Below are 14,424 nucleotides of genomic sequence, written 5' to 3' on the forward strand. Positions count from 1 at the left end.
GGAAACGCAAGAAGAGGCAATGACATGCGGAAACTACTGGCAACCCTGGGTATCGCGGTCGCGTTGACGGCCGGGGGCGTCGCCCTGGCCGGGCCCGCCGCCGCTGCCCCCTGCGGCAAGGTCGTGGTGTGGGGAAACGGCGGGGGTGTCTGCGAGTCCGATTTCGGATCGGACGGCAGCTTCACTCGATGCGACACCGTGTATGTGCTCGGCATCGGCGGGACCAATTGCTACCGGGTGTACCCACCGGCACCGTGACGGTTCACCAAATTTCTTGCAGGCGACCCCAGTTGGCGACCTTCGGGGCGACCACATACGCGCCGATGGTCAGCGGAACGCCGATCCAGATCAAGGCCGGGTACCACTTGAACGCGGCGACGCAGATCGGCGAGACAAATGCCACCACAGCCGCGGCGACGAACGCCACGACGGGGAGTACGAGGGCCCAGTGCTGCCCTTCGACTGTGCAGATGTAGTCCGCATCGTTGCCATGGCAACCGTCGCTGGCCATCGTGGCCGCGAAGAACCACATGAAACTGACCACCGCGCCGGCGGTGAGCAACAGCGAGCTCACGACGACGTAGATGCCCACATGCACACCCAGCTTGTCGGCTCGAGTTTTCGATTCCTCCCCGTTTGGGCTAGGCATGGGGGCCAGTGTCCCCTATGGTCGTCGCTGGTACTGCGGGGCCCAGCTCGACAAATGGGGGCGCGAGCGCACCTAGTCGTCGCACCTGGGACGGCCCGTACCAGAAGCTGCCCGGCGCGCTGTCCAGTCCGCTACCGTCCCCCTCATGGTTGAGGACCTGACGGCTGATTATGTGATCGTGGGCGCGGGATCGGCGGGGGCTCCGCTGGCTACGCGGCTTTCCGAGCGGACCAACGACCAGGTGCTGGTGCTGGAGGCCGGACCCAAGAACAAGGACATGGGAATCCACATTCCCGCCGCCTTCTCCAAGTTGTTCCGCAGCGATGTCGACTGGGACTACCTCACCGAGCCGCAGCCCGAGCTGAACAACCGCCAAATCTATTGGCCGCGAGGGAAAACCCTCGGCGGCTCATCGTCCATGAACGCCATGATGTGGGTCCGCGGATTCGCGGCCGACTACGATGACTGGGCCGCGGTCGCCGGAGACCAATGGTCCTTCGCGAATGTCGCCCCGTACTTCAAGCGCATCGAAAATGTGGAAGGCGCGTCTCGGGACCCGGGGAGCGACGAGGGCACCGAGGGTGCGCTGCGAATCTCCAAACAGCGCAGCCCTCGCTCCAGCACCGGCGCCTGGCTGGAAGCTGTGCGGGAGGCCGGATTCGAAGTCGAGCGCGCCAATACCCCGGAGCCCAAGGGCTTTACCGAAACCATGGTGTGTGAGAACCGCGGACGGCGTTGGAGCACCGCGGATGGGTACCTCAAGCCCGCACTGCGGCGGCGCAACCTGAACGTCGTCACCGATGCGCAGGCGCGCCGGGTGCTGTTCGACGGGACCCGTGCCGTGGGCGTGGAATACGTGCGTGACGGCATCACCCACACCGTGCACGCGCGGCGCGAGGTCATTCTCAGTGGGGGTGCCATCAATTCCCCTCAGCTGCTGATGCTTTCGGGTATCGGCGATGCCGCCAAGCTGCGCGAGTTGGGTATCCAGGTCGTGTATGACGCCCCGCAGGTGGGCCAGAATCTGTTGGATCACCTGGTGTGCCCGGTCGGGTATGCCGTCGAGTCGGACTCACTGTTCGACGCGGAGAAGCCGTTGCAGTTGGCCAACTACTTCCTGCGCCGTCGCGGCATGCTCACCTCGAATGTTGGTGAGGCATACGGGTTCATCCGCAGCCGTGACGACCTCGCACTACCGGATCTGGAGTTGATCTTTGCGCCGGCACCGTTCTTCGACGAGGGCCTCGGGGAGGCCACCGAGCACGGCGTCGTCATGGGGCCGATTCTGTTGAAGCCTCTCAGTAGCGGCGAGATCACCTTGACTTCGTCCGATCCGCTGGCCAAGCCGCGCATCGACCCCCGGTACCTGAGCGACTCCGGCGGCGTCGACCGGGCCGCGATGATGTCCGGGCTGCGCACCTGCGCCCGGATCGCCGAGGCGCCCTCGATGCGGACGCTGCTGGGCAAGATCCTGCGACCCGAGCGCCCTTCGGAGAACCTGGAAGAGACCCTCGTGGACGCTCTGGAGAACTGTTCGCACACGCTGTACCACCCGGTCGCCACCTGCCGGATGGGGATCGACGAAGCCAGCGTGGTGACTCCCGATCTCACCGTCCGCGGTGTGCAAGGGCTCCGCGTGGTTGACGCCTCCGTAATGCCCAGCCTCATCCGCGGGCATACCCACGCGCCATCGGTGCTGCTCGGCGAGATGGCCGCGGATCTGATTCTTTTTCCACAAGGATGAAACCGATTCGCGTTCCCGTGCGTCTGACTGGATAGAGTCACCGATGGGAGAGGGGAATCATGAGCGACGAGTTCGGGGTCCGGACCGAGGAGCTTGCCGCCATCTCGAAGACATGGCTGAGCGAGACGCTGCATATCAACGACATGCCATGGTCGGCCTTCGCGGACGCCTCGGGCGCCGGCAGTGAGGTGTTGGCGGCGATCCGAGACGTCCAGTCCCCGGGAATCAAGGCAATGTCGTCGATCGCCCGCAGATTCTCCGACATGTCAGGACTCGTCAGCACCTTCGCGGCCAATGTGACCTCGCAGGACGAGAAGAGCGCCGCGTCGTTCGATGCGTTGAAGCCACGCTGATGCGCCCGACTATCAGTGCGCTGCGCGGCTGGAATCTCGATGCGCTGACCAAGGCTGGCGAGACGGCGCGCGATAACGCGCGGACCCTAGATGGATCACTGGACTCCTGTGACCGTGTGTTCAATGACGCGTCGGGTTGGTACGGCAAGACCCACGACGCGGCGAAGATCAAGGTCGACCAGGAGCTGGACCACGGTCGCGAGGTCCGGAATGTCCTGAATCAGCTCTCCGATGATGCCGAGGATGCCGGGCGTGCGCTCAAGCACGCCAAGGAATACACGCTTCAGGACGTGGACGCCGCTGTCGCCGACGGGTTTACCGTGACCGATAGCGGCGCGGTGAGTCATCCCGACGCCGAGAAGGCGCAGGCCGCCGCGGACCACCAGCGCCGGATTCAATCGGGGCTCGACGAGGTCGCACGCCTGGACGAGATGTACGGCCGGAAGCTGCGGGAGGCCGTCAACGACCTAGAGACCATGCGCGACGGTCAGCAGGACGTTACGTTGCCATCGGGCGAGAAGATAGATCCCGACGCGCTCGTCGATCGGGTCCGCGGCATGTCCGCGGAGGAGCGCCGCGCCTTTCTGGAGGGGCTTCCTCCGGAGACGGTGCACCAAATGGTCATTGCGGACCCCGAGTACATGGGGAAGGACAACGGGGTCCCCTTCAACATCCGCATCGATGCCAACGAGATCAACATCCGCAACGCGCTGATTGATGAGCAGCAGAAGCCGTCACCGGATCAGGCGCGGATTAACCAGCTGACGGACATGCTCAAACCGATCGTGGATCCGCATGCGCCGAAGACGACCGCATCGGCGGCCGATTTCATGGTCGATCGCAAGTTCGTGATGTTCTCGACCGAGGGCAATGGCCGGATGATCGAGCAGATCGGAGACCTCAAACCGGGAGTTCCTGGTGTGGGTGTCTATGTGCCCGGGACCACCACAAACCTCAACGGAAGCAAGTCCAACTACGAGGCGGCCTACAACCTCGCCCAGGACAGCAAGTCGCCGGTGTTCGTCTACATGGAGAACGACTTCCCGCAGGACCTTTCCAAGGCGGCCGACCCGTCGTACGCCCGAGCCATGGCGCCGCAGCTCGTCGAGTTCGGGAAGCAACTCGATATCGAAGTAGGCAAGTCGGCCCCCGGGGCTCCGGTGACGTACATCGGGCACTCCTACGGTGGTTCGATCGTCGGGACCGCCGAGCAGCTGGGACTTCGTGCCGACCGCGTCCTCTTCGCGTCGTCCGCCGGAACCGGGATCTACAACACCGAATGGCACGATCCGAACCCGAATGTGCAGCGATACTCGATGACCGCGCCGGGCGACATCATCGGTGCGGTGCAGTCTCTGCCCGGCCACACCGATATCCCGACGCGATACACGCCCTTCCCCGGTGTCACCATCGATCTGCCCCCCGAGATGCGCGCCCCCGACGGGAGTGTGGGCAACCCGCACGGAGGGAATCCGCTCGGCGGCGACCCGGACAAGGTCCCCGGAGTCACTCGCCTGGACACGGGGTACTACAGCGAGACGGCATCGCGGCATGCCGGCGAGGTGGTCTTTGGTCAGGATGGTCACGGCGGCTACTGGAACGACAGGGGATCGGACGCATTCAAAAACATGGCGGGCGTCATCAGCGGTGGGGAAGTCAGCACATACGTTGAGCGTGGAATCGAAGCGAACAACGTCGATATCAACATCGGTGACGACGGGAATCTGAAGCAGGAGCTGGGTGACATCATCCGCGCCAAGGGCGGCCAGTTGGCTTCTGGTTTCGATCTCCCCGGACCGTTCAACATTCCCACCAACCCGCGATGGGAAGACCCGTACGGTAATCCGCGAGTCACCGACAATCCCGGGTTAGGGCCCAAGGTACAAGTGAAATGAAGCCTCTTCGTTGGGTTTTAGCGTTGGTTGTGGCTTTGACGGCGGCGACGTCGTGTGCCGACGACCGCACTGATGGAAGGACCGAGGAAACGATGCAGCCGGTGACGTTGAAGATGAGCGAGGCGTTAGTTGCTACCGCCGAAAACCTTTCGGCGGTAGTCGGTGAACATGTGGACGCCAGCCCCGATAAGGCGCAGCGCGACGGCTGCCGGACGGTTGACCTGATGCCGGCCGGTCCGCCGTGGACGGTGCGCTTCACCCGCGCCTACGACCATCCGTCCAGTGAACTCATAGCCGCCACGCTCGGTCGCCTTGAAGCGTTGAGCGTCAAGGGATTCCAACTGCAGGCGCGCAAGCGCCCCGATCCCGCGCCGCCGCATGAATTCACCTATCGTGACGCCGCCGGTTACACGGTGGGCACCAGCGAGTACAGGGAAGGTGACGGGACCCCAGTCTTCCGGGTGACCGCGTCGTCCCCGTGCGCGAACGAGGACTAGCGGTAGGTCACCAGGTCCCGGTTGCCGCCACCTCCGAGCAGATGGGTGTGGTCATTGAAGGAGAGCAGGCTCAGTCCCCGCCTGCCGTTGACTAGCGAGGTGACCGACGAGTTGATGACAACACGTTGTGCGGTAAGCCAATTCGCTACGCTCCCGCTCCAGCGGTCCGCCACGATCATGCCGATGACTCCAGCAGATGTGGCCACCACGGTGTCGCCGTCCAGCGTGGTGATGTCGGCCATCGCGGCCAGCACGCGCTGCTGAAATCGGGTGTAGCTCTCGGCGTATTCACCGGATGAGTCGGTACTGGCCCACTGCGCCAGGCCGTCCTCCAGGATGGCTTGGGTATCGCCCTTGGCCAATTTCTTGACAGTGTCGACCGACGCCAGCCGCCGCATCCGCGAGTTGCCGACGATCTCCTTGTAGTCGTACTCGTCCCACCGGTCGTCCTGCTGCGGCTCGGATCCCAATGCGAGTGCAACGGCCTCACCGGTCTGACGTTGTCGTTTCATCCCGCCGTGTACAACCCGGGTGCCGCCCAGGCCGCGGCGGGCGAGCTCGGCGGCCACGGTATCGGCCTGCCGCTGCCCGATGCTGGTGAGCGGGCTGTCGGGACTGCTGGAGTAGTTGGCAGCCTGACCGTGCCGGACCAGGTAGATGACGCCCATATAGGAATCGTATCGACTGTCCGGATCACGACCACTCGGCGAACCTCAGACGCCGATGATGGGCGGGCCTAGCATCGGACGCATGGACTTTGCCCCGTCTGCCCGCGCCGCTGAACTGACCGCCGCCGTTCGGGAGTTCATTGATGGCGAGATCATGCCGATGGAACGCGCGGTACTGGCCCGTCACGATGAGCTGCTCGGTGCTCGCGCCGGCACGACCGCCGAGCTATGGAAGGTTCCGCCCGAGCTGGACGTGCTGAAGACGAAGGCCCGTGCCGCGAGACTGTGGAATCTGTTCCTGCCCGATCCCGAGCTCGGCGGCGGACTTTCCAACTCCGAGTACGCGCCGCTGGCCGAACAGATGGGCCGCTCGCTGTTCGCGCCGACCGTATTCAACTGCAATGCACCGGATTCCGGGAACATGGAAGTGCTGCACCGCTACGGCAGCCAGGAACAAAAGGAGGTGTGGCTGGAACCGCTGCTTGAGGGCGACATCCGGTCCGCCTTCTGCATGACCGAACCCGACGTCGCGTCCTCCGATGCCACGAATATGGAGGCCACTGCCGTCGTCGACGGCGACGAGGTGGTGATCAACGGACGTAAATGGTGGAGCACCGGCGTCGGTCATCCCGACTGCAAAGTCATTATCTTCATGGGACTCACCGACCCCGACGCGCATCGGTATGCGCGGCACTCGATGGTGCTTGTGCCGATGGACAGTCCCGGCGTCACCGTCGATCGGATGCTGCCGACGATGGGGTTCTACGACGAGCCCGGCGGCCATGGCGTGGTGTCCTTTGACAACGTCCGGCTCCCGGTAGATGCGTTCATCGCGGGACCGGGTAAGGGATTTGAGATCGCCCAGGGACGGCTGGGGCCGGGCCGCGTGCACCATGCCATGCGCTTGATCGGCCTCGCCGAGGTGGCGCTGGAGCATGCGTGCCGACGAGGATTGGAGCGCACCGCATTCGGGAAGCCGTTGGTAAACCTGGGCGGAAACCGTGAGCGCATCGCAGATGCCCGCATCGCCATCAACCAGACCCGGCTGCTGGTGCTGCACGCGGCCTGGCTGTTGGACACCGTGGGCATCATGGGGGCGCTGTCGGCCGTATCCGAAATCAAGGTGGCCGCGCCCAACATGGCCCAGCAGATCATCGACATGGCAATCCAAATCCACGGCGGCGGAGGTCTTTCTAACGATTTCCCGCTCGCCGCCGCGTGGGTCAACGCCCGCGCGTTGCGGTTGGCCGACGGTCCTGACGAGGTACACCGCGGTGTGGTCGCCCGGATCGAGCTGGCGAAATACGCTAGCGAGTGACAGCCAGCGCATAGCGCATACCGCGGTGCAGGCTCGCGCCCACGAGCAGTCCCAGCGCGATCGAGAAGATCGCCATGCAGGTATCCAGCAGCGCTGTCAGATTGGCATGTCCGGTGGCCGCGACCTCGCTGACGTTCACGAAGCTCAACGCGCCGGGCACCAAACACCAGAAGGCCGCGAGCAGCAACACGATGGCAGAGGGGGCGCCCCTGAACCGCGCCGCGAAGAGGGCGAAGGGCACGACGGCGACGGCCCCGACGAAACCCGTCATCGCCGGTACCAGAAACAGACCACCGAGCCGTTGCCCGAGCACGGCGACGCCGATCGCCAGCACCAGCCAGATCAGAGATCCGCGTGGTGCGGACTTGTAGAGGTAGAAACCCACAGCGATCACCGGCACCGCCAGCGCGATAGTCCAGCTGCCCAGTGGTGGTCCCAAGGGCGAGGGCTCCAGTGGCCCAGCCACTTTCACGCCGATCACCACGCCGAATGCCAACAGCATCAATTGGGCGATCCCGTACACGATGCGCGTGGAACCGGCCATTAGCTGGGTACTCGTTAGTTCCAGTGCCCCGATCGTGAGGGTCACGCCGGGAAGCACGGCGATAAGGGCCGGAGCTAGCACCCGCGCGAGCCCCTCGCTGGGCACGTTCGCGACGATGAAGGTACTGACGACCGTCACCACGAAGGCGGCCACTGCGGGCATGGTGGCGGCCAGGGTGGGCATGGGATTGGTCGTCAACATGAGGACGCCGACAATCAGACCGAGAACCAGGTAGGCGGGTAGCGCCGAGGAGGTCGGCGCCAGCGCCAATCCGAAACCGAGAGTGAGGATGGTGTGCCCGATCACGGTGATAATCGATCCGAAACGAGGTTTAAGGCAACGTATTTCGTAGATCCGTGCGACTGCCTCAGCGGGCGCGATGGCCCCCGCGGCGGCCATATCTGCGATGGTGTCGATATGGCCGGCCTGGTCCAACTGTGCTGTGCTGCGGGTGGATTCCTCGACTTCGAGCTGCCCGGTGACGCCGTCGATCTGGATGATCAACACCGTCGGCAGTACGACGGCACGCAACTCCTTGTCGGTGTATTGCGGTGCGATGTTATGCAACTTCGCCAGCACCAGGTTGGTGGGCTGGCCTACCTCAAGCATGGCGATGCCGATCATCCGCAGCATCGTGACGACTTCGGCGTCGTCAAAATGCTTCGCGTCCGCCAGCGGCAGGGGCTTGTCCTTAAGAGCCTTACGGACAAGTGCGGATAGCCTCACCATCTGCCATATTGTCCCGGTGCGCGGACGTCGATGTCGGCTGAATCGGCCTATTCGCGCATAGCACGAAGCTCTCGTTCGAAGGTGGTGCCGCACTCGTCGATGGCCGCGACCATCCACGGAAGATCCTGGTAATCCCCGCGCGCACGGTCCAGCCAGCTTCGCACCTCGTCGTCCTCGTGGTCGTTGTAGGTGCTGGGGTAGGGACAGTTGCTTGATCCGGGTGGCGCCCACGGGATACCCCGCGCAGCAAGAAACGCGTCGACCGCTGCACGTTCGCGTATTCGCGCGACCAGATCTGAAGCGTGACCGTCGTAGATCTGGCGCGACGCTGGGTCGGTGAAGACATCTGCGAACTGTGCGTCGGCGGATCGTTCTGGCGCGTGGTGATGAGTCGAAATCGCATCCCATACCGGTTGAGCGATCAGCGCGTGCACGATGAAATCTCCGGCAAGCAACGTGGATGGCTGGTGGCCTCCACCGTTGGGGCCGAATGAGGTGTTTACCTCGGAACACGTTGTGGTGCGCTCGATGACGTTGATGAGTGACTGGATGCTGTCTCTAGTCGGCGGAATTCGGTACTCGGGACGTGTGGTGTCATCCGCGGCGATGAACGTGCCGTCGTCGTATCGATCCATGAAGTAGTCGAGCACGAGCCCGCTATGGGAATCTACTTTCGCGTCGACTGCGCCCCGCATGTTGTAGTCGCCGTGCAGGCCCAACGTGATGGGCGTGAAAGTCCCGCCGACTCGTCTCAGGATCACCAGCGCAGCATCCTGATGCAGCAGACTGGCTCCGGTGAGAAGACAATTGCAGTCGTAGAGCCCCAACCTGGGCTACGCCTTGAGGTTCTTTTTCGCCGCGCGCCGCAGCTGGATGATTCGCACTCCACCGACCAGGCCAGTGAGCGCGGCGCCGGCGATCGCCGCGAACAACACCGTGATACCCAGTGGCATGTGAACTTCCCACGCGAGGAAGTAGGTGGTGGTGGACTCCAGGTTCTGCAGGATGAACACCAGCAGCAGAATCAGAATCAACAGGCCGAGGATTACGCCGGTCCATGTCGCCGCGGCACGGGTCCGCTTGACCGCGTCCTGCTTTTTGGCGGGCACAGGCTTCTTCGGCGTTGGCTCGGGTGGCAGCGGCGCTTGCTCCCCGACCGGGATATCGGCAGATGAGTCGGCAACCGGAGAGTCCGGCGTCGTACCGGGGTCACTGGTCATGGGTTCATCATTTGCTACACCGGCAGTTATTGCAAGCATTGAGTGCCGACTTTTCGCGGAAAAGATCGAGTGGATGCCGCGAAAAGTCGACATTCGGTACAGGTCACGCGCGGATTGTGCCCCTGCCGGCGATTAACGGTAGATCCAGTGGTGTCAGGAATCCCGGCTTAGCGTCGATCACCGCCGGTATCGCGTTGATCGCTCGCATCCCGGTAGCCAGGCAGCCGCCGATAGCGCCGTCACCGCTGCGCTCATCGCGGAACACGGTCTCCTGGGTGATGTTCGGGCTGCCCTTGATCTCGATGCGGTACGCGTCGTTGTCCACCGACTGCGCCCGCGGCCACTGCGGTGCAGCGTCGTTGGTGATCCGGTTGACGTGCTCGATGAGGATCTTCGGCTCTCCGCCGACCCAGCCCCGGATCTCGAACCGCACGGCGGCGCAGTGTCCGGCGGGAATGACGCCGGTCTTGGGCTCGGCGCCGTAGGTAATTTCGTTTGGGGTGGCCCACTTTTCGTAGACGGTATCGATCTTGTCGAGCTTGACTCCGACCGCGTCGGCGATCATCGGAATGGTGTGACCCCACGCCAGGATCAGCACCTCGGGGATCTCCAGCACCGCCGATTGGTCCATGGGCGCTCCTAGCCCCATCGGCGTGCTGAAATCGCCGTTGTAGTACTGGTAGTCCAGAAGCTCTTGCACCAGAACCGAATCCACTCGTCCGCCGACACCGAGCAGGGTCATCGGGAACAGGTCATTGGCGAATCCGGGATCGATACCGGTGGTGAAGCAGGAGGTTTGGCCGTCTTCGCAGGCCCGCGTGATATCTGACAGCATCTCCGGCGGACACACCTGCGGGTACACCCATGGGGTCATCGCGGTGGAGACGACGTTGTGTCCGCTGCGCAACGCCCGGGATATGTTGTCGATGTTCTCCAGCGCGTACTGGGCGGTGGGCCCGAAGTAGGCGACGGTGCCCTCGGTGCCCAGCGCGGCATCGATATCGGTGGTGGCGGCCAATCCAATCGGGTGACTACCGACCAGAGTCCCGACGTCCACGCCGTTCTTGGCCGGATCATGCACCACCACGGCCGCCAGCTCGAACACCGGATGGTCCAGCAGCTCACGGATTACCAGCTTGCCGACAACGCCTGTGCCCCAAACGATGACGGGATACTTGTCACTCAATTGTTGTGTCCTCTCTCTTCGCGCAAGCGGCTCATCGGAAGTACTCCCCTGCGTTGACGAATAGGGTCTGTCCGGTCACCATTCGGGCCCGGTCGGAACTGAAGAACACCACCGCATCGGCGACGTCCTCATCGGCGGGCATCTCGCCCAGCGGGAACTTGGCCGACAACTCGGCCAGCACTTCGTCCTCGGTGATACCGCGCTGTTGCGCCACCAGGCCGATGTACAGCTGTATCGGCGGACCGTACATCCATGTCGGTACCACCATGTTGAGACGAATCTTGTGCGGCCCCAGCTCCTTCGCGAGCTGGTACATCGCGTTCTGCAATGCGCCCTTGGATGTCGCGTATGCGGATTGGGGAAGCTGCGGATGAAAGGCCGACTGTGAACCGATAAAGACGACCGAGCCGCCGTTCTTCTTCAGCTGGGGTACCGCGGCCTGAACGAGCTGCAGCGTGCCGACCACATTGGTGTTGAGCATCGCCTGCCACTGCGCCAGGTCGGCGCCTTCGATACCCCCGAAGACATCCTCCTTGGCCGCGACATTCACCAATGCGTCCACCGTGCTGAACTTTTCGACAGCGGTATCGATCAGACCTTGGCACGCCTGCGCGTCGTTGATATCGGTGACGGCCCAGGCGACGGTGGCACCGGAGCCGTCGAGTTCCGCCGCGAGCTTCTCAAGGTTCTCCTGGGTGCGGGCGCCGAGAACCACGTTCGCACCGTCGTGGTGTGCCTTGAGCGCGACCTCGCGCCCCAATCCGGTGCCCACACCGGATATCACCACCGTCTTACCGGAAAGAAGTTCTGTCATCGGCTGCCTTTCTGCGTGTGACCCACGCCTCAACGTTACACAGTGTTACGATATTTGCAATGGCCGCTATTGAGGAACCCGTGCGAGGGCGTCGCCGCAGCTCCGATATCGACACCAAGGCGCTGGTCGCTGCGCGCGAGCTCCTGGTGGAACAGGGGTGGGAAGCCACCACCATGGTGGCGATCGCCGAACGCGCCGGTGTCGGCAAGCCCGCGCTGTACCGACGATGGCCCTCGCGTGCACACCTGGTGTTTGAGGCGGTGTTCGGTTGGACCGCTCCGACCCAGGAGATGAGTGCGGCCGCGGGAGTCGACGACTGGGTGCGTCAATCATGCTCGTACACAGCGGAACTATTCGAGCGACCGGACGTCATCGCGGCCGCTCCGGCACTTCTCAGCCAGATGCGTACCGATCCCGAACTGGGGCAGGCCATGTGGGCAAGCTTCGGCGAGGCAGGTGCGGAATTGCTGTCACAGGTGATCCGCGCGCAGCGTCCGGGTATCGGCCACCAAGAGGCGCACGACCGGGCCAACGCCACCATGTTGATGATCATCGGAGCGAATGTGCTCGCGCATCAGATGCTCCCCGACGAGCGGGCGCAGGCGGTCCTCGGTTATTTGCCAGAGCTCCTGTCGGGGCCAGGAGACGGCCCCGAAACGGCCCCCTCTGGCGGTTAGCCACCGGAATCTTCGTGACGGCAATCCCGGGCAGGTAGGCCGTCGCCCGGTTACTGTCTGAGGATGCGCAGGGCCGCACGACTCCTCGCCGCCGTCCTGGCGGCGGTTGTGTCACTAGGGCTGGGAGGGTGCGGCAGTTCCAATCCCTTGGGCGGAGGCCCGCTTTCGGGAGACCTCAACTCGTTGATCGTCGGCTCGGCGGACTTCCCCGAATCGAAGACCGTGGCCGAGCTGTATGCACAGATATTGCAGACCAACGGCTTTCAGATCACCAAACAGTTGGGTATCGGCAGCCGCGAGACCTACATTCCTGCGGTCAAGGATCATTCGATCGACCTCATCGCTGACTACAGCGGAAATCTGCTGCGGTACTTCGACCCGGAGGCCACTGCCACCAAACCCGATGACATCGAGTTGGCGCTGCTGCGCAAGCTCGACGGGGACCTGGACATCCTGTCCCCGTCGCCGGCGTCGGACGCCGACACGCTGTGCGTCACCAGGGCCACCGCCGACAGATGGAACCTGCGCTCCATCGCCGACCTGGCGGCACACTCGGCGGAAGTGAAGGTCGGCGCCCCCTCGGAGTTCTTGCATCGCACCGTCGGACTGGCCGGGCTCAAAACCAATTACGGCCTGGACGTTCCGGAATCACGTTTTGTGGCCATCAGCGACGGCGGCGGACCGGCGACGGTTAAGGCGCTGTTGGACGGAACCATCACCGCGGCCAACATCTTCAGCACCTCACCGGCCATCGCCGAGCATGATCTTGTGGTGCTCGACGATCCTAAATTCACCTTCCCGGCCGGGAATCTGGTGCCGTTGGTCAACGCGCAGAAGAAGTCCGAGAAGCTGAAGAAGGTGCTCGACGCACTCTCGGCGCGGCTGACCACCGACGACCTCACCAAGCTGAACGCGGCCGTCTCCGGCAACGACGGCGTTGACCCCAAGGAGGCCGCTCAGAAATGGTTGGTGGATAAGGGTTTCGACAAACCGATGGGGAACTGATCGCGTGATTATTTTCGAGAACGTCACCAAGCAGTACCCAGATGGGACCACCGCGGTCGACGATCTCACCTTGCACGTCGACAAGGGATCGTTCACGGTGTTCGTGGGGCCGTCGGGCTGCGGCAAGACCACCTCGATGCGGATGATCAACCGAATGACCGACCTCACTTCGGGTGTACTGACCGTCGACGGGGCAGATATCAGGACGGTCGATCCGGTCAAACTGCGGCTGGGTATCGGCTACGTGATCCAGAGCGCCGGGCTGATGCCGCATCAACGCGTGGTCGACAACGTGGCGACCGTACCGGTGCTGCGCGGCGAGTCCCGGCGTGCCGCACGCAAGGCCGCGCTGCAGGTGCTGGAACGGGTAGGGCTCGATCCGAAGTTGGCCACCCGGTACCCCGCGCAGCTCTCCGGAGGCCAACAACAACGCGTAGGCGTGGCGCGTGCTCTGGCCGCGGACCCGCCGATCCTGCTGATGGACGAGCCGTTCAGCGCCGTCGACCCCAATGTGCGCGACGATCTGCAGGCCGAGATGCAACGCTTGCAGGCCGAGCTCAACAAGACCATCGTCTTCGTCACCCACGATATTGACGAGGCCGTCAAGCTTGGCGACAAGGTGGCGGTGTTCGGGCCCGGTGGGGTACTTGAGCAGTACGACGAACCCGAGCGGGTGTTGTCCAACCCGGCAAGCGATTTCGTCGCCGGATTCATCGGACGTGACCGCGGCTACCGAGGTTTGCAGTTTCGCGAGGCGAGCGAGGTGCCGCTGCACGAGATCAGGCAGGTCCACGAAGCGCAGATCGAGGACCTCGTCATCGCTCCGGGCGACTGGGTGCTGGTGTGCAATCCGGATGGCACCCCATTTGGATGGATGGACGATGCCGGGGTAGATGTTTACCGGTCGGGGAAGCCGTTGTACGACAGTGTTATTGCCGGGGGTTCGTTGTTCGGCCCGGACGGCACCCTGCGGCAGGCCCTGGACGCCTCGCTGTCCTCCCCGTCCGGTTTGGGCGTGGCCACCGACGAGGACGGCCGCGTGCGCGGAGGTGTCCGTGGTGGTGACGTGCTGATAGCGCTGGATCGGCAACGCAGAAACGGGCGCCGATGAACCGCTTGCGTGAA

Annotated in this window: 16 protein-coding genes; 9 read left to right on the plus strand and 7 right to left on the minus strand. The window is 63.7% G+C overall.

Annotated features, from left to right (window positions below):
* Positions 1-24: 24 nt before the first annotated feature.
* Positions 25-258 (plus strand): hypothetical protein, encoded by a 234-nt coding sequence (locus FZI91_RS17765; protein ID WP_155940381.1) that lies wholly within the window; start codon positions 25-27, stop codon positions 256-258.
* A 4-nt stretch (positions 259-262) separates the two neighbouring features.
* Here FZI91_RS17765 and FZI91_RS17770 read toward each other — a convergent pair whose 3' ends face one another.
* A complete protein-coding gene (locus tag FZI91_RS17770) occupies positions 263-649 on the minus strand; it encodes a hypothetical protein (protein WP_155940382.1) in 387 nt (128 codons plus the stop codon).
* Positions 650-794: 145 nt separating this feature from the next.
* Between FZI91_RS17770 and FZI91_RS17775 the strand changes: the two genes are divergently transcribed.
* From FZI91_RS17775 to FZI91_RS17790, 4 genes are all read left to right on the plus strand, one after another.
* Entirely contained in the window at positions 795-2,393 is a 1,599-nt protein-coding gene (locus FZI91_RS17775) for a GMC family oxidoreductase (protein ID WP_155940383.1), read from the plus strand.
* Positions 2,394-2,452: 59 nt separating this feature from the next.
* Positions 2,453-2,746: a hypothetical protein gene (locus FZI91_RS17780; protein WP_155940384.1), complete on the plus strand. Its 294-nt coding sequence runs from the start codon at positions 2,453-2,455 to the stop codon at positions 2,744-2,746.
* Positions 2,746-4,641 (plus strand): alpha/beta hydrolase, encoded by a 1,896-nt coding sequence (locus tag FZI91_RS17785; protein ID WP_155940385.1) that lies wholly within the window; start codon positions 2,746-2,748, stop codon positions 4,639-4,641. The genes FZI91_RS17780 and FZI91_RS17785 overlap by 1 nt, the downstream gene beginning before the upstream one ends.
* 101 nt (positions 4,642-4,742) lie before the next feature.
* Entirely contained in the window at positions 4,743-5,138 is a 396-nt protein-coding gene (locus FZI91_RS17790) for a hypothetical protein (protein WP_155940386.1), read from the plus strand.
* On the opposite strand, the gene FZI91_RS17795 is transcribed toward FZI91_RS17790, so the two are convergent.
* Positions 5,135-5,806, minus strand: coding sequence for a histidine phosphatase family protein (locus FZI91_RS17795; RefSeq protein ID WP_155940387.1), 672 nt, complete (start codon positions 5,804-5,806; stop codon positions 5,135-5,137). The genes FZI91_RS17790 and FZI91_RS17795 overlap by 4 nt on opposite strands.
* 82 nt (positions 5,807-5,888) lie before the next feature.
* Between FZI91_RS17795 and FZI91_RS17800 the strand changes: the two genes are divergently transcribed.
* Positions 5,889-7,124 carry an acyl-CoA dehydrogenase family protein gene (locus FZI91_RS17800; protein WP_155940388.1) on the plus strand — a complete coding sequence of 412 codons (1,236 nt, stop codon included), beginning with the start codon at positions 5,889-5,891 and terminating at the stop codon, positions 7,122-7,124.
* Here the strand turns inward: FZI91_RS17800 and FZI91_RS17805 are convergent.
* The 5 genes from FZI91_RS17805 to FZI91_RS17825 form a co-directional block, all read right to left on the minus strand.
* Complete coding sequence (locus FZI91_RS17805; RefSeq protein ID WP_155940389.1) at positions 7,114-8,397, minus strand: threonine/serine exporter family protein; 1,284 nt, start codon at positions 8,395-8,397, stop codon at positions 7,114-7,116. The genes FZI91_RS17800 and FZI91_RS17805 overlap by 11 nt on opposite strands.
* Before the next feature lie 47 nt (positions 8,398-8,444).
* The gene (locus FZI91_RS17810; protein WP_155940390.1) at positions 8,445-9,158 is read right to left on the minus strand and encodes a hypothetical protein; all 714 of its coding nucleotides are present in this window, start codon (positions 9,156-9,158) and stop codon (positions 8,445-8,447) included.
* A gap of 72 nt (positions 9,159-9,230) precedes the next feature.
* The gene (locus tag FZI91_RS17815; protein WP_155940391.1) at positions 9,231-9,617 is read right to left on the minus strand and encodes a lipopolysaccharide assembly LapA domain-containing protein; all 387 of its coding nucleotides are present in this window, start codon (positions 9,615-9,617) and stop codon (positions 9,231-9,233) included.
* Positions 9,618-9,720: 103 nt separating this feature from the next.
* Positions 9,721-10,803, minus strand: coding sequence for a dihydrodipicolinate reductase (locus tag FZI91_RS17820; protein ID WP_155940392.1), 1,083 nt, complete (start codon positions 10,801-10,803; stop codon positions 9,721-9,723).
* A 31-nt stretch (positions 10,804-10,834) separates the two neighbouring features.
* Complete coding sequence (locus tag FZI91_RS17825; protein WP_155940393.1) at positions 10,835-11,617, minus strand: SDR family oxidoreductase; 783 nt, start codon at positions 11,615-11,617, stop codon at positions 10,835-10,837.
* Positions 11,618-11,676: 59 nt separating this feature from the next.
* Here FZI91_RS17825 and FZI91_RS17830 point away from each other — a divergent pair, with 59 nt between their 5' ends.
* From FZI91_RS17830 to FZI91_RS17840, 3 genes are all read left to right on the plus strand, one after another.
* Positions 11,677-12,294, plus strand: coding sequence for a TetR/AcrR family transcriptional regulator (locus tag FZI91_RS17830; RefSeq protein ID WP_155940394.1), 618 nt, complete (start codon positions 11,677-11,679; stop codon positions 12,292-12,294).
* 63 nt (positions 12,295-12,357) lie between these two features.
* The gene (locus tag FZI91_RS17835; RefSeq protein ID WP_155940395.1) at positions 12,358-13,299 is read left to right on the plus strand and encodes an ABC transporter substrate-binding protein; all 942 of its coding nucleotides are present in this window, start codon (positions 12,358-12,360) and stop codon (positions 13,297-13,299) included.
* A gap of 4 nt (positions 13,300-13,303) precedes the next feature.
* Positions 13,304-14,410, plus strand: a complete 1,107-nt coding sequence (locus FZI91_RS17840; protein ID WP_162525418.1) for an ABC transporter ATP-binding protein — start codon at positions 13,304-13,306, stop codon at positions 14,408-14,410.
* Positions 14,411-14,424 lie beyond the last annotated feature (14 nt).

The sequence above is a fragment of the Mycobacteroides sp. CBMA 271 genome (genome assembly GCF_009729205.1).
GTDB lineage: Bacteria > Actinomycetota > Actinomycetes > Mycobacteriales > Mycobacteriaceae > Mycobacterium.